Origin of the sequence: Curtobacterium sp. L6-1, from assembly GCF_018885305.1 — a bacterium.
GTDB classification, from domain to species: domain Bacteria; phylum Actinomycetota; class Actinomycetes; order Actinomycetales; family Microbacteriaceae; genus Curtobacterium; species Curtobacterium aetherium.
Genome location: NZ_CP076544.1, coordinates 1,647,776 through 1,671,572, shown reverse-complemented (window position 1 = coordinate 1,671,572; position 23,797 = coordinate 1,647,776). Strand labels below are relative to the sequence as shown.

General features: G+C 74.6%; 23 protein-coding genes and 1 tRNA gene. 15 read left to right on the top strand and 9 right to left on the bottom strand.

Features of this window, described 5'->3' with window-relative positions; genetic code table 11:
- Positions 1-27: 27 nt before the first annotated feature.
- From KM842_RS07590 to KM842_RS07575, 4 genes are all read left to right on the top strand, one after another.
- On the top strand, positions 28-864 hold the full coding sequence (locus tag KM842_RS07590) for an endonuclease/exonuclease/phosphatase family protein (RefSeq protein WP_216261841.1): 837 nt from the start codon (positions 28-30) through the stop codon (positions 862-864).
- Complete coding sequence (locus tag KM842_RS07585) at positions 861-1,511, top strand: DUF2238 domain-containing protein (RefSeq protein WP_216261840.1); 651 nt, start codon at positions 861-863, stop codon at positions 1,509-1,511. Before KM842_RS07590 ends, KM842_RS07585 begins: the two co-directional genes overlap by 4 nt.
- A gap of 189 nt (positions 1,512-1,700) precedes the next feature.
- Positions 1,701-1,777: transfer RNA gene (locus KM842_RS07580), tRNA-Pro, on the top strand.
- A 287-nt stretch (positions 1,778-2,064) separates the two neighbouring features.
- A complete protein-coding gene (locus KM842_RS07575) occupies positions 2,065-2,805 on the top strand; it encodes an SDR family oxidoreductase (protein WP_216261839.1) in 741 nt (246 codons plus the stop codon).
- Between the two features lie 60 nt (positions 2,806-2,865).
- Here the strand turns inward: KM842_RS07575 and KM842_RS07570 are convergent, their stop codons facing one another.
- The 5 genes from KM842_RS07570 to KM842_RS07550 all read right to left on the bottom strand — a co-directional run bounded on the left by KM842_RS07570 (position 2,866) and on the right by KM842_RS07550 (position 7,328).
- Positions 2,866-4,074: a sensor histidine kinase gene (locus KM842_RS07570; RefSeq protein ID WP_216261838.1), complete on the bottom strand. Its 1,209-nt coding sequence runs from the start codon at positions 4,072-4,074 to the stop codon at positions 2,866-2,868.
- Complete coding sequence (locus KM842_RS07565; protein ID WP_216261837.1) at positions 4,064-4,741, bottom strand: winged helix-turn-helix domain-containing protein; 678 nt, start codon at positions 4,739-4,741, stop codon at positions 4,064-4,066. Before KM842_RS07565 ends, KM842_RS07570 begins: the two co-directional genes overlap by 11 nt.
- Positions 4,742-4,792: 51 nt before the next feature.
- On the bottom strand, positions 4,793-5,848 hold the full coding sequence (locus KM842_RS07560; protein ID WP_216261836.1) for an amidoligase family protein: 1,056 nt from the start codon (positions 5,846-5,848) through the stop codon (positions 4,793-4,795).
- A 60-nt stretch (positions 5,849-5,908) separates the two neighbouring features.
- Entirely contained in the window at positions 5,909-6,679 is a 771-nt protein-coding gene (locus tag KM842_RS07555; RefSeq protein WP_216261835.1) for a hypothetical protein, read from the bottom strand.
- A gap of 76 nt (positions 6,680-6,755) precedes the next feature.
- Positions 6,756-7,328 carry a DUF4232 domain-containing protein gene (locus tag KM842_RS07550; RefSeq protein ID WP_216261834.1) on the bottom strand — a complete coding sequence of 191 codons (573 nt, stop codon included), beginning with the start codon at positions 7,326-7,328 and terminating at the stop codon, positions 6,756-6,758.
- A gap of 218 nt (positions 7,329-7,546) precedes the next feature.
- Between KM842_RS07550 and KM842_RS07545 the strand changes: the two genes are divergently transcribed.
- Positions 7,547-8,227 (top strand): GNAT family N-acetyltransferase, encoded by a 681-nt coding sequence (locus KM842_RS07545; protein WP_216261833.1) that lies wholly within the window; start codon positions 7,547-7,549, stop codon positions 8,225-8,227.
- 31 nt (positions 8,228-8,258) lie between these two features.
- Here the strand turns inward: KM842_RS07545 and KM842_RS07540 are convergent, their stop codons facing one another.
- Both KM842_RS07540 and KM842_RS07535 read right to left on the bottom strand, forming a co-directional pair.
- On the bottom strand, positions 8,259-11,018 hold the full coding sequence (locus tag KM842_RS07540; protein ID WP_216261832.1) for a helix-turn-helix transcriptional regulator: 2,760 nt from the start codon (positions 11,016-11,018) through the stop codon (positions 8,259-8,261).
- The gene (locus KM842_RS07535) at positions 11,018-12,076 is read right to left on the bottom strand and encodes an acyl-CoA dehydrogenase family protein (protein ID WP_216261831.1); all 1,059 of its coding nucleotides are present in this window, start codon (positions 12,074-12,076) and stop codon (positions 11,018-11,020) included. The genes KM842_RS07540 and KM842_RS07535 overlap by 1 nt, the downstream gene beginning before the upstream one ends.
- A gap of 334 nt (positions 12,077-12,410) precedes the next feature.
- Here KM842_RS07535 and KM842_RS07530 point away from each other — a divergent pair, with 334 nt between their 5' ends.
- Genes KM842_RS07530 through KM842_RS07520 form a run of 3 tightly spaced genes read left to right on the top strand, consistent with a single transcriptional unit; the run spans position 12,411 to position 14,346 of the window.
- Positions 12,411-13,223 (top strand): hypothetical protein, encoded by an 813-nt coding sequence (locus tag KM842_RS07530; RefSeq protein WP_216261830.1) that lies wholly within the window; start codon positions 12,411-12,413, stop codon positions 13,221-13,223.
- Positions 13,223-13,543 (top strand): PadR family transcriptional regulator, encoded by a 321-nt coding sequence (locus tag KM842_RS07525; RefSeq protein WP_216261829.1) that lies wholly within the window; start codon positions 13,223-13,225, stop codon positions 13,541-13,543. The genes KM842_RS07530 and KM842_RS07525 overlap by 1 nt, the downstream gene beginning before the upstream one ends.
- Positions 13,540-14,346 carry a hypothetical protein gene (locus KM842_RS07520; protein WP_216261828.1) on the top strand — a complete coding sequence of 269 codons (807 nt, stop codon included), beginning with the start codon at positions 13,540-13,542 and terminating at the stop codon, positions 14,344-14,346. The genes KM842_RS07525 and KM842_RS07520 overlap by 4 nt, the downstream gene beginning before the upstream one ends.
- 74 nt (positions 14,347-14,420) lie before the next feature.
- On the opposite strand, the gene KM842_RS07515 is transcribed toward KM842_RS07520, so the two are convergent.
- A complete protein-coding gene (locus KM842_RS07515; protein ID WP_216261827.1) occupies positions 14,421-15,266 on the bottom strand; it encodes a GNAT family N-acetyltransferase in 846 nt (281 codons plus the stop codon).
- A gap of 132 nt (positions 15,267-15,398) precedes the next feature.
- Between KM842_RS07515 and KM842_RS07510 the strand changes: the two genes are divergently transcribed.
- Both KM842_RS07510 and KM842_RS07505 read left to right on the top strand, forming a co-directional pair.
- Positions 15,399-16,301, top strand: a complete 903-nt coding sequence (locus KM842_RS07510) for a GNAT family N-acetyltransferase (protein WP_216261826.1) — start codon at positions 15,399-15,401, stop codon at positions 16,299-16,301.
- Positions 16,298-16,441, top strand: coding sequence for a hypothetical protein (locus KM842_RS07505; RefSeq protein WP_216261825.1), 144 nt, complete (start codon positions 16,298-16,300; stop codon positions 16,439-16,441). The genes KM842_RS07510 and KM842_RS07505 overlap by 4 nt, the downstream gene beginning before the upstream one ends.
- 164 nt (positions 16,442-16,605) lie before the next feature.
- On the opposite strand, the gene KM842_RS07500 is transcribed toward KM842_RS07505, so the two are convergent.
- Positions 16,606-18,450, bottom strand: coding sequence for an AfsR/SARP family transcriptional regulator (locus KM842_RS07500; RefSeq protein ID WP_216261824.1), 1,845 nt, complete (start codon positions 18,448-18,450; stop codon positions 16,606-16,608).
- A gap of 244 nt (positions 18,451-18,694) precedes the next feature.
- On the opposite strand from KM842_RS07500, the gene KM842_RS07495 reads away from it, so the two are divergent.
- The 5 genes from KM842_RS07495 (at position 18,695) to KM842_RS07475 (ending at position 23,602) form a co-directional block, all read left to right on the top strand.
- Complete coding sequence (locus KM842_RS07495; RefSeq protein ID WP_253206308.1) at positions 18,695-19,636, top strand: 1,4-dihydroxy-2-naphthoate polyprenyltransferase; 942 nt, start codon at positions 18,695-18,697, stop codon at positions 19,634-19,636.
- A 53-nt stretch (positions 19,637-19,689) separates the two neighbouring features.
- Positions 19,690-20,889, top strand: a complete 1,200-nt coding sequence (locus KM842_RS07490; protein ID WP_216261822.1) for a glycosyltransferase — start codon at positions 19,690-19,692, stop codon at positions 20,887-20,889.
- Positions 20,886-21,380 carry a hypothetical protein gene (locus KM842_RS07485; RefSeq protein WP_216261821.1) on the top strand — a complete coding sequence of 165 codons (495 nt, stop codon included), beginning with the start codon at positions 20,886-20,888 and terminating at the stop codon, positions 21,378-21,380. The genes KM842_RS07490 and KM842_RS07485 overlap by 4 nt, the downstream gene beginning before the upstream one ends.
- Positions 21,381-21,633: 253 nt before the next feature.
- Positions 21,634-23,046 carry an FAD-binding oxidoreductase gene (locus KM842_RS07480; RefSeq protein WP_216261820.1) on the top strand — a complete coding sequence of 471 codons (1,413 nt, stop codon included), beginning with the start codon at positions 21,634-21,636 and terminating at the stop codon, positions 23,044-23,046.
- Positions 23,047-23,104: 58 nt separating this feature from the next.
- Positions 23,105-23,602 carry a nuclear transport factor 2 family protein gene (locus KM842_RS07475; protein WP_216261819.1) on the top strand — a complete coding sequence of 166 codons (498 nt, stop codon included), beginning with the start codon at positions 23,105-23,107 and terminating at the stop codon, positions 23,600-23,602.
- The last annotated feature ends 195 nt before the right edge of the window (positions 23,603-23,797 follow it).

Here is a 23,797-nt window from a genome sequence, read left to right as displayed (position 1 = left end):
GTCCGTGCGGTCTCGTAGAAGGGGAGCATGCACCGACAGGCCGACGACCGACCGATCATCGGGCCGGTGGCGGCTCCCGACCTGCACTGCATGACCCTGAACCTCCGTCGACAGGTGCGTCGCCCCGCGGGACACCCGGACGCGTGGGAACACCGCCGGGACGCCGTCGTCGCGCTCGTCGCCTCCGAGGAGCCCACCGTCCTCGCCGTCCAGGAGGCCCTCCGCCCGCAGGCGGTCGACCTCGCCACCGGCATCGGCGACCGTTGGGAAGCCGTCCTGCTCGGTCGGGACCGCTACGGGGACGGGGAAGCCGTCGGCGTCCTCGTCGACACCGAGCGCTGCACGGTCGTCGAGCGTCGCTCCTGGGCGCTGTCCCGCCGACCGCTCCGCCCGGGCTCCCGCTCCTGGGGCACCGCCTTCCCCCGGCACGCCGTGGGGGTCGTGCTCGACGACCGCGTGACCGGCCGACGCTTCCTCGCACTCGCCACGCACCTCGACGTGGTCTCCCCGTGGGCGCGTCTCCGTTCCGCCGAGCTGCTCGGCAGGATCGTGACCGAGTCCGGCCTGCCCGCCGTCGTCATGGCGGACTGGAACAGCGCGGCCGGGTCGGCGCCCTGGCGCGCCCTGGCGGAGGTGGGCGTCACGGACACCTGGGGCCGGGCCTCCCGGCGGGAGACGCCGGAACTCGGGACGTACGCCGCCTACCGGGAGCCGCGCGCGGACCGACCGCGCATCGACGGGGTGCTGGCCACGGCCGGAGCCGAGGTGTCGCGCGTCGCCGTGTCCACGCGGCGCCCCGGAGGGGTCTGGCCCTCCGACCACCTCGCGGTGCACGCCGTGCTCTCCCTCGGAGCGGAGGCGTGATCGCCACCCTCGGGCTGACGTTCCTGCGCCGCCCGCACGGTGCGGTCTGGATCGCCGACGTGCTCCGGTTCGTGACGCTCGTCAGCGTGCCCGTCGCACTGATCGGCTGGGGTGCCGTCGCGTTCGCCGTGATGGCCCTTGCCCTGCTGGGTGCGGTCGTCCCGCGCATGCTCGGTCTGCGCCCGACCTTCGACGTCGCGGTCGTGCTGCTCTCCCTGGTCGCTGGGTGGAGCAGCCCGCTCGACTGGTACACGACGGTCTTCCTGTGGGACAAGGTCGTGCACGTGGTCCTGGTCGGCCTGCTCGCCGGACTGGTGTACGTCATCGCGTCCGACGTCGGCGTCGTCGCCTCCGCTCCTCGGGCCGGCGTGCTGCTGTCCGCGCTCGTGGCGCTCGCCGCGGGCATGGCGATCGGTGCCGTGTGGGAGATCGGGGAGTGGCTCGGGCACAACTTCGTCGACGACACCATCTACGTGGGCTACGACGACACCATCGGGGACCTGGCGGCGGACGGGCTCGGTGCGCTGCTGGCCGGGTTCGCGCTGCCGTGGCTGTCGCGCGAGCGGCGGGTCGTGCGGCCGGACGGTGCTGCCCGCGCGGTCGGCTCCCGGCGCGGGCAGGGGGCGGCGCTCGACCCGAGGGGGTGACGCGGACCTGCCGTGATCCGGCACGCGTCCGAGCCAATCCGGGGACGTGTGACGCGCGCGGGCTGTCGGCCGTGGCGCGGTGGGGGTCCGGTGTCCGCTATGCTGGTCGGGTTGCTCCGCGCTCGGTCGGGTGTGGAGCAGGGCCCGCGGTGTCGTTCGCGACACGGGGTCTGGGTCCGAACGGACTCACGGGCTGTGGCGCAGCTTGGTAGCGCACTTGACTGGGGGTCAAGGGGTCGCAGGTTCAAATCCTGTCAGCCCGACCATGCAGGACGGTCGGACGGCCGTGCACGAAGCGGAACCCACCGAGACATCGGTGGGTTCTCCTCGTTCCGGGCCGGTGTCGCCCTCCCGGCCGTCGCCCGTCCCACCCGACGTACCCGGATGCTGATCCCCACGGTCGCGCCGCGCTGGGGGTGGCGCCGTGCCCAGGGTCGCGCGGTCCGCAGTTCCGCCGCGGGACAGCAGTGGAACCCCCGACGCGGCCGCGCCCGGCCCGACCGCATCGTTGGAGCGACGGCGGTCACCCGGACCGCCGACGGAACGGAGCAGCATGTCGGCAGGAACGAGGATCGACGGGGCCACCCTGCTCGTCACCGGAGCGAACGGCGGACTCGGTGTGGAGTTCGTCGCCCAGGCACTCGAGCGCGGTGCCGCCCGTGTCTACGCCGCTGCCCGGACACCGCGGACGTGGGCCGACGAGCGGATCGTGCCGCTGGAGCTCGACGTGGACGACCAGGAGTCCGTCGAGCGCGCGGCACGCACCGCCGGAGACACCACCATCACGATCAACAACGCCGGCACCACGTCGCTCGAACCGCTGTCCACCGGTGACGTCGACGTCCTCCGGGCCGTCGTCGAGACGAACCTGTGGGGATCGCTGCGGGTCGCCAGGGCGTTCGCACCGGTGATGCAGGCGAACGGCGGCGGCTCGCTCGTCAACGTGCTGTCGGCGGCGAGCTGGGTGCACCGACTCGGGTCGTACAGCGTCTCGAAGGCGGCGATGTGGGCCGCGACCGACGTGCTCCGACTCGAACTCGCCCCTGTGGGCATCCGTGTGGTCGGGCTGCACCTCGGTTTCACGCGCACGCCGATGATGACGAAGCAGACAGTGGCGCTCCCGCCGATGGGTGAGCCCGACGACGTCGTCCGGTCCGCGTACGACCAGATCGAGGCGGGCGCGCTCGAGGTGCTCGCGGACGAGCGGAGCCGGCAGGTGCGTGCGGCCCTCGCGCTGCCGCTCGAGACCGTCTACCCGGAGATCGCGCAGCTCGGACCGACCGGGGCCGCGTAGGCGGCGGGTCCGGCCGGGAGGCCCGTGGCCGGTCGGGCGCCCATCCGCCGGTCGCGGGGATCACCGGCTGGGCGCCTCCGGGAAGGTCATCGTGACGCGCAGGCCGCTCGGCTCGGCGTCGCCGAGGGCGACGCTCGCGCCGTGGACCTCCGCCACCCACGACACGATGGCCAACCCCGTCCCGGTCCCCGAGCCGACGGCGGTGGTCCGGCCGCCCTCGAGGACCGCCCCGCGACGGTGCGCCGGGATTCCCGGGCCCTGGTCGGTGACCTCGAGCACCACTCCGCGGACCCGCACGACCACGTCGCCCGAACCGTGTCGCACGGCGTTCTCGGTGAGGTTCCGCACCGCCTGCGCCAGGAGGTCGGCGTGCCCGACGACGACCGACGGCCGGAGGTCGAGACGGACCGCCCCGGCACCGGGGACGTCCTCGACCGCGAGCTCGACGACCTGGTCGAAGCGGACGGGTTCGAGTTCGAACGAGGCAGGGTCGGCGCCGCGGATCCGGGCGCGGTCGAGGAGGCGGGACACGAGGGCGGACATGCGCGTGACCTGGGTCTCGATGGACGCGAGCCGGTGCGGGGAGCGGTCTGCCTCGAGGGCGAGCTGCATCACGGCGAGTGGTGTCCGGAGTTCGTGTGCGGCCTCGCGGAGGAACTGCTCGTGCTGCTCGATGCTCCGGATGGCGGGGCGCATGGCGAGACCGGACAGGAGGTGCCCGAGGCCGGTCCCGAGCGCGCAGAGCCCGACGACCGTGACGACGAGGAGGAGGTCGAGCCTCCGGTGTTCGGGGGTGGGTGCAGCTGAGGCGCCGGCGAGGACGACCGTGTCCGAGTACGGGACCGACAGCGCGACCCAGTCCGACGGCGCGTCGCGCTCGACGGCCGGTGCGGTCGACTCGACGGGCGCCCCGCTGCGCCGCGCCCGGGCCATCAGGTCGATCAGCGTCGCGGAGCTCGGGAGCGCTCGCTGCGAGGGCGACGCGACGAGGATGCCGGCCCGGTCGACGTAGGCGAAGGTCCGGTCGACCGTCGTCCAGGTGGCCACGTCCTGGGGGTCGAACCGGATGTCCGGACCGGAGGAGGCGGCGGACCGCGAGAGCTGTTCCGCGAGGCCCGTGAGCTCGCGGTAGGTCTCGCGCGTGTGGGAGCGCGAGTCGATGGCCGACGCCATCACGGCGAGGACCACGAGGCAGAGCGCCGTGGTCACGGCGAAGAGGACGGTCCCGCGCCACCGGAGCCGCTGGAGCTGTCGACGTTCAGGCGTCACCGTCGGCCTCGTCGACGAGCCGGTACCCGACACCGCGCACGGTGTGGATCGGCGGTGGGGACCCCAGGCGCTTGCGGAGTTGCGCGATGACCACGTCGACGACGTTCGACGCCGGGTCGTGGTGCTCGTCCCAGCACCGCTCGATGAGGTCCGACCGGGTCACGACGCCGCCGGACGCCCGGAGCAGCTCGTCGAGGACGGCGAACTCCTTCGCCCGGAGGATGAGCTTTGTCCCGTGTCGGTGCACCGTGTGCCGCTGCACGTCCAGGCGGATGCCGGCGCGTTCGAGGGTGGGCGGGACGGTGACCTGGCCGCGGCGACCGAGCGCTCGGACACGTGCGATCAGTTCCACGGCCGCGAACGGCTTCACCAGGTAGTCGTCCGCGCCGAGGTCGAAGCCGCTGACGCGGTCGGCGAGGGCGTCCCTGGCGGTGACGACGAGTGCCGGGGTCAGGTCACCGCGACGGCGCAGGGCAGCGACCAGTGTCGCTCCGTCGCCGCCCGGGACGGTGCGGTCGAGGACCAGGCACCCGTACGTCCCAGAGGCCGCTGCGATCTCGGCCTCCTGGTAGTCGCGGGTGACGTCGACCGCGTGACCGGCCCGCCGCAGGACGCGTTCGACCTCGAGGGCGAGGGGTTCGTCGTCCTCGAGCAGCAGGACCTTCACGGGGCGGCCCGCACGGCGCCGGCATCGACCATCGCGCCGGTGGCGACGGCGTCAGAGGGCACGGTCAGCGAGTGCACGCAGGTCACCGCCGCCACGGGCTGGAGGCGGGACGGGCTCCGGCTCGAGGCACCGGTCCAGCAGCCGCTCGACGAGCACGGCCCGCTCGACGACCTCGTCGGCGTCGATCGACCCCGGGAGGATGCGGACCTCGACGGTGTCCCGCACGGGCGCGTCGGACAGCAGGGCGCCGAGGTTGACGTCGAAGAACTTGCCCAAGCCCAGTCGCCGACCGGCGTCCCGGAGCGCGGGCCAGGTGGCGTCCGACCCGGTCAGCGCGAGGAGTTCGTCGGGCAGCGCGCGGACCCGAGTTGCGGCGGGGTTCGAGCCGAGCGCGGCCCGGAGCTCCGCACGCCAGAGGGTGAACAGCCGCACCAGGTTCGCGAAGGGACGGGCGGCGCGGAAGGGCTGGCCGTCGAAGTGGAGGTGGACCGCCGCCTCCACGGGGACGGTGAAGCCGAGCGCCCGAGCGTGCCCGAGCAGGAGGTCGAGCGTCTCGCGGTGGTCCGACACCAGCGGCGCCGTCACGATCTCGCACGGTCGGTCCCGCCCGCGGGGGAGGGCCGTCGCGAGGGCAACGGTCGCACCGGCCTCGTCGTCCACGCGGCGGACCCCACCGATCACGTCCACCTCGCTCCCGAGGAGGGCGGCGACCGGGTCGAGCAGCCGCTCGAAGGTCGCGTCCGGCGGTTGGTGCCGCGCGACGAGTCGGAGGAGACGCGGGTCGTCCGACAGGATCCGGAACCAGCCGTCCGCGGTGCTCGGGACGTCGGGGCGCCCCGGGCCATCCCGGAGGTCGGCGACCAGGGTGATGTCGTCCACGAAGGACGCGAGCGGTCGGCCGGAGCCGTCGGTCACGGCGAAGCCAGGGGTGAGGTGCCAGAACTGCCCCATCCCCGGTACGAGCGACGGCTCGGAGTCGGTGTGGAACACCCGGGTGACCCGGCCGCCCACGGCCTGCGCGACGCGCGCTGCGAGGGCACGCCGATCCGAGCCTCCCGGCGCCAGCAGCTCGACCTCGAAGCCGATGCGTCGGCGGAGTCCGGTCATCGTCGTTCCTCCCGGAGGGGAGCCGGTGCCGCGTCGGGACGACGCGACACCGGCAGGGGGTCAGGGCTGGATGGGCAGCGGGATCCGAGGCGTGCTCAGCAGGTCCTGGCCGGCCTTGATCTTGGCGCTGTAGGTGTCGATCTTCCACAGCTGCGCCAGTTCACCCGCGTCCGCGTAGTCGTAGCCGGCGGCGAAGAAGGCTGCGGCCGCGTCGCCGGCGGACGGCGTCGGGTGCTCGAGCGGGACGGGCTTGTTCGCCAGCGCAAGACCGCCGGCCTTGACCTTCGCGTCGTGCGTGGAGACCTTCCACGAGGCCGCGAGCCGGTCCGCCAGGCCCGGGTCGTCGGGCTCGGCGAGGGCGAACGCGCGCAGCTGCTGGTCCTCGGTGTAGCTGCGCGCGAAGCCCTGGCCGGGACCGAACGGCAGCTGCTGCCCGGCGAGCAACTGCGCACCCGCCGTGGTCTTCGCGTGGTTTCGGTCGGCGGCGTTCCAGAGGACCGCGAGGTCCAGCGCGTCCTCGTAGCCGTAGCCGGCGGCGTAGTACGCGTTGATGTCCTTCACCTCGGGGGAGTCGTCGATCCGCTTCTCCACTGCGGCCCGGAGCTGCCGGAGCTTCTCCGCGCTGGTCCGTGCGTCCACCGCCACGTGGGGGTGCGCGGTGACGTGCGGGGCGGCAGAACCGGTCGCCGCTGCGTGGTGGGTCACCGCGGCCTGTGCGGGCAGGCTGCTGAACAGCGCAGCGATCGCGCAGACGGCGGCGCCGCCGGCGAGCGCCGTGCCGCCGATGCGTCGGAACGCGCGGCCGCGCGTGGGGGTGTCGTTCTCCGTCATGGTGGTCTTCCTCTCGATGGTGGTGGTGTGGGTGGTGCCGTCCGCGGAGCGGGACGTGGAAGGGGCGCCGGGACGGTCAGCGGGGCAGGACGGCCTGGACGCCGATCAAGGGGGCGGTCTCGGACCGACACGTCGACCCGAGGTACCCCGTCGGCAAGCCGGCGGTGAGCGCGCGGACCGTGTGCGGCACGACCACCGACAGCGCGTCCGGCTCGACCGGCCGGCAGCGGACGGGCGCCGAGCCGGAGTGCAGCGCGAGGTACACCTGCGCCTCCTTCCCGGACCGGAGCGTGACGGCCGGTGCCGGCACGGCACGGATCTCCAGCGCGGGCGGACCGAAGGGGTCACCGTGCGACGCGAGACGGACGGTCGGCCAGCCCTGCAGGACGCAGCTCCGGTCTCCCTCGTTCGTCAGCACGAGTGCCAGCAGCACGGCTCCCTCGTCCGTCGGCGGCGACGGCAGCGCGGCACCGTCCCGCCCGGCGACCGTCACGGACAGGGACGCCGCCCCGCACCACGGGGACCGCAGCGTGGGGACGCTCCGGTCCGCGCCGGCCGTCTGGAGCGATGTCGAGCAGCCGCTCGCCGCGGTGGTGAGGGCCACGGCGGCGGCGGCGATCACCGTCCGGAGGAGTGTCAGCTGGGGCACGTGACGACCATGACAGCGGGGGCATGAGACGGAGGTGAAGCGGGTCCCGGAACACCGAGGTGCACCGTGAGCGTGCTGGCCTGGTCCGGCGCACGGTCGGGCTCGGTTCCTCCACACCCGGGCTCCCTCCGTGGTCGCCACGATGCGCGGACCCGAGGCCCCCGGCGACCATCGGCCGACGGCAGCACACGGCACCGTCCCGGACGGACAGGACCGACATGACCCATGCGCACGACGACGGTGCCTTCCGCGGTCTCCGCTGGACCGCGCTGCGGACCGAGCAGGCCGAGCACGCCGTGACGACCGGCGCCGCGGCGGCGTACCGGCCCGCGGTCGGACCCTGGGCGGCCGTCGCGGCCGACGAGCAGGCGGCCTGGGACGACCTGCGGTCGCTGGCCGCGACCGTCGAGGTCGAGCGCTCGACCCGCTCGGTGCCGGACGGGTGGCGTCTGCTCCGCCGCGACGAGTACCTCCTGATGGTGGACGACTCCGCCGTGCCCGTCGGCGACGTGGCTGGCGTGCAGGTGCTGGACGAGCGTCACCTGGACGCGATCCGCGGTCTCGCGGACGAGGTGGGCGCCCCGATGTTCTCGGCGGGCGCGTTCGCCCTGGGGACGTTCGCGGGTGTCCTCGACGGGGACCGCCTCGTCTCCCTGGCGGGCACCCGCGGATCGACCCGCACGACGCGCGAGGTGGTCGCGGTCGCGACGGTGCCCGACCGGCAGGGTGAGGGACTCGCCTCCCGGACGGTGGACGCGCTCCGCGCGTCGATCCGGGCGACGGGCCGCACGCCGTGGCTCCAGGTGCTGCCGGAGAACGTCCGCGCGGTGCGCGTGTACGAACGGCTCGGCCTCCGCGTGCACCACCGCACCACCGTCGACCGGCTGGAGGCGGTGTGACCGGTCCGGGACACCGGCCTGCATCGCGTGCTCACCGCGTCGCCGACTCGTCGTGACCGAGGTCGTTGAGTGCGAGCGCGAGCTGCGTGCGCGTGCGCACCCCCATCTTCCGGTAGGCGTTGCCGAGGTGGGTCTCCACGGTCCGGACGCTCACGAACAGCTGGGCCGCGATCTCACGGTTCGTCCGGCCAGCTGCCGCGGCCTGCGCGACCCGCGTCTCCGCGGCCGTCAGCAGCGCACGGCCGTCGGCGGCGTCGACGACCTCGGTCAGGCGCAGCGTCCGGGCCGCGATGCGGGGGTCGTCCGCGTGGATCCGGCTGGCGGCGACGTCGACGAGCACCTGGCGGGCACGGCCCTCGCGACCGGCGTCGACGAGCAGCTGGGCGCGGTCGAGCTGCGCCCTGGCCAGCTCCGGGGCGAACCCGCCGCGGCGCAGGGACTGGACGGCCTCCTCGGCGAGACGCAGCGACTCCTCCTGGTCCCCGCGCTGCATCGCCACGAGGGCACGCACCCGGAGGGCCTGGCCGTACGCGTGCGGGCGTCGGTGCGGTTCGTCGAGGGTCGCGAGGTGTCGTGCGAGTCGCTCGGCACCGTCCAGGTCACCGAGGTGCGCCCGGGCACGTGCCAGTTCGACGTCGATCCAGAGCCGCCGGCCGGGCTCGACGATGCCCTTCGCCTCGGCGAGGTGCAGAGCCGTCTCGAGTTCCGCCCGTGCGACGGCCCAGTCCTCCGACCACGCTGCGTCGATGCCGGCGAGCCCGTGCAGGAGCAGACGGCCACGGATCGTCGCGACCGGGCTCAGCCACCCGGTGAGCAGTTCCTCGAGGGCGTCCCGGTCGTTGCGGGTGAGGGCGAGCAGACCGCGGGCACGGCTCAACGGAGGCGGGGCGTCCACCAGCCGGAGCGCGTGCCGTTCCGCGTCGGCCAGCAGTGCGGCGGCGTGGACGACCCGTCCGGACAGCACCTCGACGATGGCGGCGTGGGCCATCGCCCGCGCCGTGGTCGCGTGGGCGCCGAGCAGCTCCGAGGTCCGGACGAAGGCCGTGAGGGCCGGCCGTGAGCGGCTGAGGTCGTCGGCCTGGTACGCGCCGACCGCCTCGATCGCCCCGGAGCTCGTCGACAGCTCCAGGACACCGCTGGCCGACTCGACGGCCCGGGACCGCGCGATGATCTCCGACGACAGACCGAGCCCTGAGTCGAGACGCCGGAACGCGAGGTCCTCGAGTGCCGCCAGGACGGTGTGCGGCACCAGGTCGGCAGGGAGCGCCGCGGTGGCCGCGTCCAGTTCCCGCGCCACGTCGGCCGCGTCGTCGTCCGACCAGAGGAGCCGGAGCACCCGGATGACCTCCGACCGGACGTCATCCGGCGCGAACGACCGGTGCGCGTCCGCGAGCCGCCGCTCGAGCGCCTGCACACCGAGGTCCGCCGCGACCGCCTCCGCGGTGACGACGGCGATGCGGTCGAACTCCGCCGGCGCCAGGGTGACCGGGTCGAGGGTCGCCGACAGCCGGAGCACGAGCGCGACGTCGCCCTGCGTGCCGGCGATCTCGGCGGCGTGGAGGACCCGGTCGACGTGTGCCGCCGACCGCCCGTCGGACCGCGCGACCGACCGCATCGCCAACCGGAGCGCGTCCGTGGTCGTCCCGATGCGGCGGGCACGGCCGGAGGCCGCACGCAGTTCCTCCGCCAGGTCCGGTCGCGGCCCGGGGAGGGCCGCGTCGTCCCGGTGCTCGAGGCGGTGCGCCGCGGGGAGCGGCGCCTCGGCGAGGCGGGCGTGCAGGGCACGCCGGTCGGCCGCCGGCGTCATCTCCAGCACCGCGGCCCGGAGCAGGGGTGTCGTCACTGACACCTCGCGACCCTTGACGCCGAGGACGCCGAGGCGGACGCCCTCGGCGAGGGCCTGGTCCGTGGGACCCACGACGTGCGCGAGCGCCTCGACGGTCCCCGCCCGCATCAACGCGGTGGTGAGCAGCACCTCCTGGACCGGGCCGGGGAGGCGCGTGATCCGGGCGATGGTCGAGGTGACGGCCCGCGACGTGGTCGCGGGGCGGTCCTGTCCGGACCGGCGGGCCACGGCCAGGTCGACGGCCCACGACGGGTTGCCACCGCTCTGCGCGGCGACCTCGGCGACGTCGGTCGCGGTCAGCCCGTCCAGGTCGGCGTCGCTCAGCACCGCGGCGATGCCCGCGGGACTGAGCGGCGCCAGGAAGGCGAGCTGCGCCGCGGTGAAGACGACCTTCCAACTGGTGACGGGACCGCCGGCGTCGAGCTCGCGGGCGACGACGAGGGCGATGCCGGCTGCCTCGTGCGGCGGTCGGAACATCGGGGCCATCAGGTCGACGGACTGCCGGTCCGCCAGGTGCGCGTCGTCGAGGACCACGACCGCGTGCGCGGCCGCCAACAGGTTGCAGAGGTACCGCAGGGCCGCCTCGAGCATGCGGTGGTCGCCGGACTCCGGGGGAGTGGTCGCGAGCAGTTGTTCGAGGACGGCGCGGTACCCGATCGGCACGGCCCGGAGGACGCGGTCCGGGACGAGCCGCAGGAGGCTCCGCACCGCCGTGTAGGGACCCGTCGCGCCCTCGTCGAGTCGGATGAGCAGCACGGTGCGGTCGTCCCGGACGCGGCGGGCGAGGGCCTCGAGCATCGTCGTCTTCCCCACCCCGGGTTCGCCGACGATCGCCAGGCGGCCGCCGCGCTCACCGGCGACCCGCACCATGCGCTCCAGCAACTCCCGACGCTCACGGGGGACCCGGTCACGGCCGGCTGCGTCCTCGTGGTTCCCGGCAGGCATCAGGCGCGACCGTCGAACAGCGCGTCACGGTGCGCGAGTGCGGCCTTCGCGGGCGAGAGCGCCGTGTGTCGAGCGCCCACCCCGACGTCCCGGACGGCACGGGCGAGCGGGTGCTCGGCGTGGAGCGCGGCCGCTCCGATCGCGGTCACCAGGAGGGGGAGCGCGCCCTCGGCAGCGGCGAGGGCCTGGACGGCCAGGTCCGCTGCCGTCGCCCGTTCCACGGCCGTCAGTGCGTCGACCTCCGCCCGCGTCCCGAGTCCCGCGACCGCGGCGTCGTGGAGCGCCTCCGCATGGGCGACCTGCAGCGCCGCCGAACTCACCGACTCCCGCAGGTCCGCACGGGCCCACCGCGGACCGCCCTCGTCGACCGCCGTGAGGACCCGCTGGAGCGCCGCGTGCACGACGCCGATCAGGGGTGCCGCGAAGAAGACCGAGGCGTAGAACGGCAGCGGCGCCGCGGACGGGGACGGGGTGAGGGCGCGCGCTCGGCGGCCGGGCACGACGACGTCCTCGAGGTGTGCGGTGTCCCCGCCCGAACCCCGGAGGCCCGCTGCGTCCCACGTCGTCTCGATGCGGACGTCGTCGACCGGGACGAGGACCCGGACCAGCCCGTCGGTGTCGACGTCACGGACCGTCGCCATGACCCAGTCGGCCCAGGGCAGCCCGCTCGCCGGGGACGAGACGGCACGCACGTGGAGGTCGTCGCCGACCCAGGTGCCGGTTCCCTGCGGGGCCAGGGTGCCGCACACCAGCGTGTCGCCGTCGGTGGCCCGGATCTCCCGGACGGTCTCGTCCGGGAACTCGACGACGGCGAGGTTCGTGACCGCGGCGACCGCACCGATCCACCCGAGGTCGGCGTCCTCGGCGCCGAGGGCCGTGAGGCGGTCGGCGATCTCCCGGACGGTCCAGGGGGCGGTGCCGTCGGGGCGCGGGAGCCAGGCGTCGAGGGCTCCCGACCGCGCGAGCGGGCCGCGGACCGCCGCGCGGTCGCGCGTCGTGCTCGTCGTGCTGGTCGTGGTCGTGGTCGTCGGGGTCGGTCCTGCCTGGGACGTGGACATCGGTCTTCCTCTGGGGTTCGTCGGGGGCTCGTCCGGAGCGTCGGGGTCGTGCTGCCGGGGACGTGGTCCGGTGGGTGCGGAGACCGGCGGGATCGGTGCCGGGTCTCGATCGTCGACGGCTCGTGTCGACGTCGTGTCGACGTCCTGTCGCCGAGGGGGCGTCCGGTGCACGAGACCGGTGGTGGATCGGTTGGTCCGGACCGTACGCGGTGGTGGAACGAACGGTCAAGAATCCTGTTCGAACTTGAATGATGCTCCGAGGTGTGCTTATCCTACATAGGTAGAAACAAGTGCCGGACGTCCCCGACGACGCCGACACGAGAGAGGACCGCCCGTGCACCACGAACCACGACGCATCGCGCACGCAGCCCACTGGTGGGTCGACCGCGCTGCCGACCTGTCACCCGTCGCAGTCCGCGAGACCCGTCGTGAGCAGTGGCACGCAGACGTCGCCGGGGCGGCCGAGGTCGGCGTCCCGCGCCGCGGTCTCGTCCTCGGGATGGTCCTGACCGCCGCCGTCCACCGCTCCGTCCGACACGTCCCAGGGGGACCCGTGACCTCGAACCACACCGCCCGCATCTGCTCCGCTCGGGTGCTCATCGCCGCCGCCGTCCTGTCGGTCGTCGCGTCGTCCGTGCTGCAGCGGACCCTGTTCTTCGTCTGGACCAGCACGCAGCAGGCCCGGGTCGGCGAGGTCCTGCAGCTCGCGCTCGGCTTCGTCGTCCCAGTCGCCCTGGTGCTCGTCGCCCTGTCGCGCGTGACCGACGGCCGCCGGTGGGTGGCCGCCGCCGCGCTGGCCGTCGCCGGGTCCGTTCTCCTGGGGGTCGGTGCGGTGTTCGGTGGCGTGGTCGGGGTCGTCTGCGCGAGCACCGGGTCCGCCGGGCTGCTCGCGGCCTGGTTCTCGGCGAACCGCTCCCGTCCCCGCGTCTGGTCGCTGGTCGCCATGCCCGCTGCGGCGCTCGTCACCGTCGACGTGATCGTGGTCGCCCTCCGGTCGGTCGTCGACGCGTCGCCCGCTGCACGGCCGGTACTCTGGGAGGCGGAGGGCCTGGTCGTCCTCGCGCTGCCGATCCTGGTGGCGGCCGTCGTCGCCGTCGCGCTGCCGATCCTCGACGGACGCTCGGCCGGTCGGGCGGTGACCGCCTGATGGAACCGCTGACCCGCGTCACCGCCCCGACCATCGACGTGCTCTCCGCGCTCCTGGACCACGACGGTCCGGTCTGGGGGCTGCTGGTCATCAAGTCGACCGAGCGTCCCGCCGGCACCGTCTACCCGATCCTGGAACGCCTGGAGGGGCGCGGATGGATCACCTCGACGTGGGAGGACGACCCCGAGCGGCCCGGACCGCGCCGCCGCCTGTACGAGTTCACGTCGGACGGCCGGGTCGCCGCCGTGGAGGCCCGGGCCGACTTCCGTCGCCGCCAGGCACCGGCCCGACGCGCCAGCGGCCGGACCGTGACCTCGTGAGCATCGCGCAGGTCATCGTCGAGGTCGCCGCCGACCTGTCACCCGCCCAGCACCGCTCGGTCCGACGCGAGCAGTGGCTCGCCGACGTCCGTGACGCGGCCGAGCTCGACGTCTCGCCGCTCCGACTCGCGTTCGGCGCACTCGCCACCGCGGTCTTCCACCGCACCCGCACCCACCGATCCTCCTGGGGAGACCTCGTGACCGCCACCGCAACCGCCCGTCCGACGATCGGGACGGTGCCGGTGCTGACCGTCGGCATCGTGCTCTCGATCCTGCTCAGTGCCGCCTTCACCGAGGCCTTCGGCGGCAACCACGGCGGCGGCTCGTGGCAGTGGTACCGCTTCATCGCGATCCAGGCCGCCCTCGGCACGATCCTGCCGGCGATCGGCGTCGTGCTGGCGCTGCACGCGTCCCGGGTCCCGCGAACCCGCCTGGTGGTCTCCGCGGTCCTGCTCCTCGTCGGGGCGATCGGCTTCGGCGGGTGGGAGGTCTGGAGGCTGCTCGGCCTCGTACCGCTTGACTACTCGTACTCGATGGCCCCGACCTTCTGGGGGCTCCCGACCCTCGCGCTGCTGCTGTGGTGCTGGTGCGTCGACGTCCGCGGCTGGCGGTGGGCACTCGTCGCCGTACCGCTCGTGACCTGGGCGATCGTGCTCCCGCTCACCGGACACCTGCCACTCTTCACGTGGCCGGTCCTCGAGCGGCTCCCACTCCTCGCCGCCGTCCTCGTCGCCGTGTTCATCACACCGCGCACGGCCCGCGACGACACCCACGCGCCGGTGACACCGCGAGCGGGTCACTGACCTCGACGTCGGGGAACCCGCACGAGCGACGGGGCGGGAGCGGCCAGCACGGCCGCTCCCGCCCCGTCGCTCGTTCACGCCGTCCAGGTCCAGTTCACCCGGTGGTACGCGCGGACGAACCCGGCGCGGACCAGGTTGCGCGCGGACGGGTCGTCGTCGGAGCCACCGGTCTCGGCCGTCAGCAGTCGGCAGCCCGAGTCGGCTGCGGCGGCCGCGCGCGCGGCGAGCAGGGCGGACTGCACCCCGCGACGACGGTGCGTCGGGAGGGTGCCCCCGGTGTTGAGCGAGCCGACCCCGTCGACGACGTAGAGCGCGCCGGCGCCGACGAGCAGGTCACCGTCGAAGGCTCCGAACACCTGCGCGACCGGGTCCTCGACCGCGCCGCGGAGCATCGGCGTGAGGTCGGGGTCGGTCATGCCGAAGGCCTCCCGGATGATCCGTGCCCATCCCGGGACGTCGTCGACGGTGAGCGGTCGGACCGGGAGGTCGGTCCGTCCCGGCACGACCTCGGTCACCGAGCAGGCGTACTTCGACCACGTCGAGGCGGCGACGAGTGCGTGGTGCTCGCAGATCGCGGACCAGTCCACCGGAAGTGCGAGCGGGGCGATCGCCAGCGTGCCCTGGGCAGCGCCGGCGGCCCGCGAGAACGCGACGACGTCGGCGACCAGGGCGTCGTCGACGGGCGCGTCCGGGCCGAACCCCATCGCCTTCGTCCAGTAGCGGGAGGGGTCGGCGGTGACGACCGTGGCCACACCGTCCCGGACCGCAGCCGTGCGGATGCCGAGGCGCGCTCGGTCCTCCGGAGCAGCGTGGTCGAGGAAACGGCGGAAGTAGGTGCTCTCGGCGCGCTCGACGGCGAGGACGTCGGGGACGGACAGTGGGATCGACGGCATGGTGCTCCAGGGGTCGGGCGCGGACACGGAGTGCACATGCTGGTCCGCGGAGCGCCCGCCGACATCGTGGCGATCACCGAACCGGGTCCGCCGGTGCGCGCGGTCCGCACCGGTGGTGCCACGGATGCGCGGTCCGCCCGACGACGGCAGCATCGCGCCATGACCACTCGATCCACCGCAGCCCTGCTCCGGCACCACGTGCGCGGCCTCGAACACCTGACGGCCGGCAGCCCGCACGGACGGGTCTTCCGCGCGGGGTCGCTCGCGTTCGCGGACTCCGGCATCGACGTGGGGGCGTTCAACGCGGTCACGGTGACCGGGGCAGCGTGGTCGGCGCGCGACCTCGACCGGGCTGCCGGGATCGCCGCAGCCGGCGGCCGTCCCTGGTCGGTCACGGTGCAGCGCGGCGGGTCCACGACGCGCGACGCCGCCCGGCTGCACGCCGTCGAACGGGTCGCGGCCGCCCACGGGCTCACCGAGCGGGACGAGGACCCGTTCCTGGTCTGCCTGCCGGCCTCGTTCCGTCCCGCCGGTCCCGCCGGTGGCCACGATGCCGGGGAGCCGTCCGTCGAGACCGTGACCGCCCGGGCATGGGCCGACTACACCGGCGCGGTCGCCGACGGCTTCGGGATGGCCGCGGCCGCGTTCGGCACGGTGTTCGGCGGCGACCTCCTCGACGACCCGCTCGTGACGGGGTACCTCGTCCGCTCGGCCGGGCGCGTGGTCGGCTCAGGCCTCGGTGTCGTGGCGGGCGACGCGGTCGGCGTGCACAACATCGCCGTGGTCCCCGATCGTCGCGGCCGGGGCTTCGGTCGTGCGGTGTCGGAGCGCGTCGTCCGGGACGGCTTCGCCGGGGGAGCGACCGCGGCGTTCCTGGTCAGCTCGACGGAGGGGCTCCCGCTGTACCGGTCGCTCGGCTTCCGCCAGGTCGACACCCTCGTGCGCTGGTCGACGCCCGCGCCCGCGCCGGCACCCGCCTCCGTCCTCGCCCAGGCCGCGCCGCTCGCCGCCCGGGAAGACCGCGCGGTCAGCACCGGCCCCCGCCGAGGAGGGACGGCGTGACCCGGCGGTGGCTCGGCCCGGGCCTGGTGGTCGGTGTCGGTGCGGCAGTGTCCTGGGCAGCCTCCCGCGCCCTCGTGTGGTGGGTCCTCGTCGAGGTCCGCCGGGTCGGGCCGGAGCCGCTCCTGCTCGACGAGACCTGAGCGCGGGCGCCGCGGGCCCGGGTGACCCGCACGCGCCGCGGGACCCGCACGCGCCGCGTGACCCGAGCGCCGGCGCCCATCCGCGCCTCCTACCCGACGACGACGGCGACGACGGCCGAGCACGCCGACCGGCCGCAGCCCACCCGCCGCCGCCCCCTCGTCGATCAGGCCGCCCGCGCCCGGACCGGCTGCCGCCGCGCGAACGCCCGCACCAACGCGAAGAACCCGTAGCGCTGCCCACCCTCGTCGACGAGCAGGTGCGCGTCGACGAGGTCCTCCAGGAGCGCCCGCGTGCTGCCGACGTCCCGACGGAGCGCCCACGCGGCCTCCTCGGTGGTGAAGGGCCGGTCCGGCAGGTGTGCCAGCCGGTGGAACGCGTCACGCTGCTCCTCGAGCAGGGACGCCGACGCACGGCGGAACGGTGCGTCCACGATGCGGCAGTCGGCGTGCATCACGACCGGCTGGTCGAGGTCGTCGTACAGCTGCTGCTCGATCTGCGCGACGGACCACGACGGCCGGTCGGCGAGGCGTGCAGCCGCGACCCGCACCGCGAGGGGCTGGTGGGAGCACGCGCTCGCCAACCGGGCGGTGGGACCGGGTTCCGCGGCGAGACGGTCGTGCCCGACGAGTCGGCCCATCAGCTCGAAGGACTCGTGGGGGGCGAGCGGGAGCAGTGTGCTCCACCGGATCCCCGCCAGGTCGACGAACCGCCGGACGGACGTCACGAGGGTCAGGGAGCCGGGCCCGGTCGGGACGAGCGGACGCACCTGGGCGGCGCTCGCCGCGTCGTCGAGCACGAGCAGCACACGTCGGTCGGCGACGACGGACCGCCACGCGGCGCACCGGTCGTCCAGACCGTCCGGGATCGCCGCCCGCGGCACGCCGGCGCTCTGCAGCAGGGACAGCAGCGCCTCGGCTGCGGTCAGCGGGTGTCCGCCGGCCGCGCGGAGGTCGACGGCGAACTGGCCGCCCGGGAACGCCGCACGCACCCGGTGCGCGGCGTGGACCGCGAGCGCGGTCTTGCCCATGCCGCCGAGACCGGTGAACCCGATGACGACCCCGGTCGCGCCCGTGGCGACGGCCTCCTCGACCCGGGCGAGCTCGTCGCCCCGGCCGACGAACTCCGGCAGGTCCGGCGGCAGCTGCGCGGGCGTCGCCGCGCCGGCGGGCGGCGCGCTGGTGCGGACGGGAGGCTCGGTGCCGGACGCGGGGGGAGCCTCCCGTCCGGTGGGGTGTCCCGGGACGTCGTCCCGCAGGAGCTGCTGGTGCGTGCGCTGGAGCGCGGCGCCCGGCGACACGCCGAGCTGGTCGGCGAGCTGCCGGCGGAAGCGGTCGTATGTGGCGAGGGCCTCGGTGCGGAGCCCGGTGTCGAGGAGCGACTCGAGCAGGAGCACCGCGACCCGTTCGTCGAGCGGGCGTGCTGCTGCCACCCGGCGGAGACCGGGCAGGGCGTCCGCGGCGCGGCCGAGCCGGAATTCGAGTGCGGCGCGTTCGAGGGCGACCTCGTCGTGGAGCTCGCCGAGCCGGGAGCGCTCGGCGTCGGCCCACGGACCGTGCAGACCACCGAGTGCGTTCCCGTTCCACCGGTCCTCGGCGGCGGCGAGGTGCTCGACTGCCCCGGACGGGTCGCCGGCACGGTCGAGGTCGTGGGCGCGGCGCCGGGCGGCCTCCACGGCGGCGAGGTCGAGGTCGGACCGACCGCGGACGAGGCGGTAGGCGCCACCGTCGGAACCGATGCGCAGACCGGTGGCCTCGGCGACCGGTGCGAGGACCCGACGCAGCCGGTAGACGTAGGTGCGCAGGACGCCGGCGGCGCTGCGCGGAGGGGTGCTGCCCCAGATACGGTCGACGACCGTGTCGACGTCGACGGGGTGACCGTCCGCCAGGAGCAGCATCGCGAGGACGGCCCGCTGCTGGGGCGACCCGACGTCGAGCTCGGTGTCCTCGGAGACGGCCGTGACCGGTCCGAGCACCGTGAACCGCAGGGTGGGGATCGCTGGTGTGTCCATGGGGGTGCCTCCTGAGCGTGCGCACCCTGGGCGTGCGCGACGACGTCGCTCGATCGTCCCGCCACGGCGCTGCACTGCGCATCGGGGGAACCACCGGGATCCGTCCGGACCGTCGTCCCCGGACCGTGGACCCGCCGGTCGGTCGGACGGCACGACGAGGACGCGGACCTGCTCCACCCCGGCCGCCGGGCAGTCCGTGGTTGCACGGATGACCTCCGACGCGCGGCGCGGAGACCCTTGCTCCATGTCCGGAGTCGAACTCGTCCAGGTCCCTCGTCCGTCGCCCCGCCAGTGGGTCGGCGGCGCGCGGCCCCGCACCCTCCCCCTCAGCGTCGTCCCGGTGGCACTCGGGACCGGCGTCGCGATCGCCGGCACCGACGGTGGCGGCGCGGCCTGGGCCTCCCGTGACCACCACGTGCTCGTCGCCGTTCTCTGTCTCGCCGTCGCCCTGTCCCTGCAGATCGGTGTCAACTACAGCAACGACTACTCCGACGGCGTCCGCGGGACCGACCGCTTCCGCCGTGGACCCGCGCGCCTGACCGGTGCCGGGACCGCGACCCCACGGGCGGTGCTCGGCGTCGCGGTGGCGTTCTTCGCGCTCGCCGCGGTCGCCGGGCTGGTGATCGTGCTGCTCACGGGACTCTGGTGGATGCTCGTCGTCGGCGCCGTCACGATCATCGCCGCCTGGTACTACACGGGTGGCGAGCGGCCGTACGGCTACCGGGCACTCGGCGAGGTCTCGGTGTTCCTGTTCTTCGGACTCGTCGCCGTCCTCGGCACGCAGGTCGCACAGCTCGGCCGCGTCACCGGGCAGGGTTGGGCCGCGGGCACCGCCGCGGGACTGTTCGCCTGCGGCGTCCTCATGGTCAACAACATCCGTGACCTCGAGGTGGACCGGCTCGCCGACAAGCGGACCCTCGCGGTCGTCGTGGGGGAGCGGGCCGCACGTGTGCTCTACGCGGTCTTCATGCTCCTGCCGTTCCTCGTCCTGGTGGTCTTCGTCGTCGACGCCCCACTGACCCTGGCCGCGGCGCTCGCGCTCGTCCTGGCACTGCCCGCCGTCGCCGTCGGTTCCCGACCGGCCGACGCGTCGCGGCTCGTCAGCGCGCTCCAGCGGTCCTCGTTCGCCTCGCTGGCGTACGGGCTGCTCCTCAGCGCCGCCCTCGTCGTGAGCGCCACGCCGTGAGCACCGTCACGACGACCCCTCCCCGTCCGTCCCACGTCCGACCGAGGTCCAGCATGCGCATCGCCTTCACCGCCAACCCGCTCCCGGGACACATCGTCCCGATGATCCCGCTCGTGCGCGCCGCCCTGGCAGCGGGGCACGGCGTCGCCGTCGTCACCGGCGCCGACGCGGCACCCTTCGTCCTGGCCGAGGGCAGCCCCGACGTCGAGGTGCTCGCCGCCGGCCCGCCCACCCTCGAGGCGATGGCCGACATGCAGCGGGAGACCGGCACCAGTCCCGCGACCGCGCCGCGACCCGACGTCATCGCCGAGTACTTCGCCGGACGCCGGGTCACCGCGACCGTCGACGACGCGATCCGAGCCGCCCGGGCCTGGCGTCCGCACCTCGTCGTCAGCGAGAGCCTGGACCACGTCGGTCCGTACGTCGCGGCGGCGCTGGACGTGCCGTTCCTCCGTCACTCCTTCGGGCCCGAACGCCCGGAGGCGGTCCGGACCGCGATGGCTGCCGTGTCCGCCCGGACCGCTGCCGACCGCGGCGTCGTGCTCCCGCCCGTGGCCGCCTGGATCGACGTCTACCCGGCGTTCCTCGAGGCCCCGGGCACGGTCCGCGAGGGCCGTCGGATCCCGATCCGGCCGGCGGCGCACGACGCCGTCGGGCGCGACGGCGCGGCGAGCCCGGCGGACCGCCGCCGCAGGGCCGTGTCACCGGCGTCCGCCAGCGGGCCCGGGTCCGTCCGACCGCGTGCACTCGTCACGATGGGCACGGTCTTCACGAGCCAGCCGCTCCTGGACCGCGTGCTGGCGTCGATCGAGGAGGCGGGCCTCCAGGTCGACCTCGTGACCACCGCGGTCAACGGCGTGCGGGCCGAGCCGACCCGGCACGACTCGGCGGTCCGGATCCGCAACGTCCCGTTCCGGCCGCTCGCCGAACTGCTCGCGGAGGTCGACGCGGTCGTGACCGTCGGCGGTGCCGGCACCGTCCTCGGCGCGCTCGCCGCCGGGGTCCCGGCGGTCGTGATGCCCCTCGGTGCCGACCACGCCGTGAACGCTGCCCGGGCCGAGGCCGCCGGCGCCGCGGTCACCGTCGACGGTCCGGAGGCGGTGGGCGCGGGACTGCGTCGCGTGCTCGAGGACGGCGACCTCGGACGGTCCGCCCGGGTCGTCGCCGCACGCATCCGCGAGCTGCCACCCGTCGAGGCCGCGCTCACCGAGATCGAGGACCTCGTCGTCTCGGCCACGCGGGAGCGCGTGTGAGCGTCGAGGCGATGCTCGACGAGGCCCGGGCGCCCGAACTCGTGTCGATGGCTGCCGTGACCGTCGCGGTCACGTCGGGTCGGACCCTCGGCTTCCGGCCCTCCGCGACCCGCCGACGGACGGACGAGCTGCTGCGGGACCTGCTCGCGGAGCTCGCGGCGCAAGAAGTCACCGCCGTCGGCAGCGCCTCGATGTCGGTCGTCGCCGTGGACGACAGCGGTGTCGGAGTCGAGGTGGGCGTCGTGGTGCACGACCCCGTGCGGCCGACGGACACCGTGCGCGTGGTCCTGCGACCCCGGCACGAGGCAGCGACGCTCCTGGTGTCCGGGGACCAGACCGACCAGGCCTGGGGTCGGTTGCGCGGATTCCTGCTGGGCGTCGACGTCGTGGCGAGTCGACGGCCGTACACGTCGTTCCAACACCCCCGCGGGACGGACGAACGGACCTGGACGACGCAGCTCGTGCAGCCCGTCGAGCCGCTCGGCGGCTGAGCCGCGAGCGGGTCCCGTCGCACCCGTCGCACCTGTCGCGCCTGTCGCACCCGTCGCGCCTGTCGCACCCGTCGCACCCGTCGACCGGGTGTCGACCGGTCGTCGACGCGTCGTCGACCTGCTGCCGGTGTGATCGTCCCCGGGGTCCAGGACCGGACCACCCCGCCCGGACCACCCGACCCGGACCCGGACCACCCGCCCGTCCACCCCACTGCCCGCCCCGCCCGGGGCCCCACCCTGATGGAGGACCGAGATGTCCCGTACGACCCACGACGACACCGTCGAGCACGGCGTCCGCGCCGCGTTCCGCGAGGACGTCGCCGAACTCGCCGCCACCCTGGACGGCGACGCCCTCACCGCCGAGGACGCCGGCTACGCGGCTGCCTGCGCCGGCTACAACCTGGCCGGTCAGCGCCACCCGGACGTCGTCGTCGCCGCTCACAGCGCGAGCGACGTCGTCGAGGCGGTCACCTTCGCCACCGCGCACGACCTGCCGGTCGCCGTGATGGCGACCGGCCACCACGCGATGCGCCCCCTGCACGGCGGCCTGCTCGTCACGACGGCCGCGATGGACGACGTGCACGTCGACGCCGCCGCCCGTCGAGCCGTCATCGGTGCCGGCGCCCGGTGGAACGACGTCGTGCCCCGCACCGTCGAGCACCACCTCAGTCCCGTCCACGGATCCTCCGGGCAGGTGGGCGCCGTCGGCTTCACGCTCGGCGGCGGACTCAGCCCGGTCCTCGGCCGGAAGTACGGGTGGGGATCGGACCACGTCGTCGCGCTCGAGGTGGTCACGGCGGCCGGGGAACTGCTCCGGGCGAGCGCCGACGAGCACGTCGACCTGTTCTGGGCGCTGCGCGGCGGCCGGAGCAACCTGGGCATCGTCACCTCGATGGAGATCGAGCTCTTCCCCGTCGAGCGCTTCGTCGGCGGCGGTCTGTTCCACGACGGGGAGCACGCGGCCGCGGTCCTGGCGGCGTTCGCGGCAGTGACCGAGACGGCTCCCGACGACCTCACCCTGTCGCTGGCGTTCCTCCGCCTGCCGGCGGTGCCCGGGGTGCCGCCGCTGCTCGCGGGCCGTCCCGTCCTGCACGTGCGCGTGGCGTACCTCGGGGACGCCGCCGGGGCAGAGGCGCTGCTCGCGCCGCTCCGGGCCGCCGCTCCGGTGCTCGTCGACACGGTCGAGGAGACGCGCTCGGAGGACTTCGAGCGCGTCCACGAGGATCCCGTCGATCCGGCCCCGTTCTCCGAGGAGACGGCGATGCTCGCCGGCCTCGACCCCGCCGCGCAGCAGGCACTCCTGGACTTCGTCGGTCCGTCGAACGAGGTCGCACCGCACATCGTCGAACTCCGGCACCTCGGTGGTGCCTTCGACACCACGCGACCGGGAGCGGGAGCGATCGTCGCCGGGTCCGCCGCGTACGTCCTCTGGGCCGTCTCCATCGGCATGCCGGATGACGACGCCGACGGGATCGCGCGGGCCCGGGCACTCGTCGAGGGCATGCAGCCGTGGGGCACCGGGACGCGGTACCTCAACTTCGCGCCCGACGACGGGCACCCCGAGCTGTCGTTCACCCCGGCGGACCTCAGCCGACTGCAGCGGGTGAAGGCAGCCGTCGACCCCGGCGACGTCTTCCGTGCGCAGCAGCCGCTCGTCGAGTCCTGACCACCTGACCCACACCGATCCACCGACCCATCGACCCACCGCACGAAGGAGCACCACCGTGTCCACCACCACCGACATCACCACCGCCCTGCCGATCGAGACCGAGTGGGAGCTCGGCCGCCTCCCGCTCCGCTGGGCGCGGGCGCTCGACACCGCCGACGCCGCCGTGCTCGAGGGGCTCCTCACCGACGACGTCGTGGTCGACATGACCCCCGCGACCTCGAAGATCGGGCTCGAGTTCCCGGTGCTGCAGGGCCGCGAGACCGTCATCCCGACCATGATCGGCGCCGTCGGGCCGCTCGACACGATGCACGCCGTGAGCAACACCACCGCCCGCGGACTCGGCGACGGCTACCTCGTCGAGTCCTACGCCCTCGCGCAGCACCACCTGCCCGGGCAGGGCCCCGACGTCACCGCGACCCGGCACGCACTGATGGGCAACACCTGGACCTTCCTCGTCCGTCCCACGCCGAGCGGCCTCCGGGTGGCGCGCTTCACCATGGACTGCCTGTGGATGGAGGGCGACCCGACGGTCCTGCTGGCCGCGATCGGCTGACCGCGCACGCTCCAGCACCCGAACGGTGGTGCGTGCGCACGGCATGGCGGCACGCACCGCCCTCGGGCCCTCGTCGCGCTCGGAAGTACCGCTCCGGAACGATCATCCTGGCGAGTGACGTCGCTCCTCCGCAGGGAGGTCGAACGCGACCGGCCACGAGCGCAGCCTTGTCCCACGGACGACGCAGGACGCCGC

Excerpts from the sequence above, each read along its gene's own strand:
- KM842_RS07590 (WP_216261841.1), top strand. The coding sequence starts at position 28 with ATGCACCGACAGGCCGACGACCGACCGATCATCGGGCCGGTGGCGGCT.
- KM842_RS07575 (WP_216261839.1), top strand. The coding sequence starts at position 2,065 with ATGTCGGCAGGAACGAGGATCGACGGGGCCACCCTGCTCGTCACCGGA.
- KM842_RS07560 (WP_216261836.1), bottom strand. The coding sequence starts at position 5,848 with ATGACCGGACTCCGCCGACGCATCGGCTTCGAGGTCGAGCTGCTGGCG.
- KM842_RS07555 (WP_216261835.1), bottom strand. The coding sequence starts at position 6,679 with ATGACGGAGAACGACACCCCCACGCGCGGCCGCGCGTTCCGACGCATC.
- KM842_RS07545 (WP_216261833.1), top strand. The coding sequence starts at position 7,547 with ATGACCCATGCGCACGACGACGGTGCCTTCCGCGGTCTCCGCTGGACC.
- KM842_RS07540 (WP_216261832.1), bottom strand. The coding sequence starts at position 11,018 with ATGCCTGCCGGGAACCACGAGGACGCAGCCGGCCGTGACCGGGTCCCC.
- KM842_RS07535 (WP_216261831.1), bottom strand. The coding sequence starts at position 12,076 with ATGTCCACGTCCCAGGCAGGACCGACCCCGACGACCACGACCACGACC.
- KM842_RS07525 (WP_216261829.1), top strand. The coding sequence starts at position 13,223 with ATGGAACCGCTGACCCGCGTCACCGCCCCGACCATCGACGTGCTCTCC.
- KM842_RS07510 (WP_216261826.1), top strand. The coding sequence starts at position 15,399 with ATGACCACTCGATCCACCGCAGCCCTGCTCCGGCACCACGTGCGCGGC.
- KM842_RS07500 (WP_216261824.1), bottom strand. The coding sequence starts at position 18,450 with ATGGACACACCAGCGATCCCCACCCTGCGGTTCACGGTGCTCGGACCG.
- KM842_RS07495 (WP_253206308.1), top strand. The coding sequence starts at position 18,695 with ATGTCCGGAGTCGAACTCGTCCAGGTCCCTCGTCCGTCGCCCCGCCAG.
- KM842_RS07490 (WP_216261822.1), top strand. The coding sequence starts at position 19,690 with ATGCGCATCGCCTTCACCGCCAACCCGCTCCCGGGACACATCGTCCCG.
- KM842_RS07480 (WP_216261820.1), top strand. The coding sequence starts at position 21,634 with ATGTCCCGTACGACCCACGACGACACCGTCGAGCACGGCGTCCGCGCC.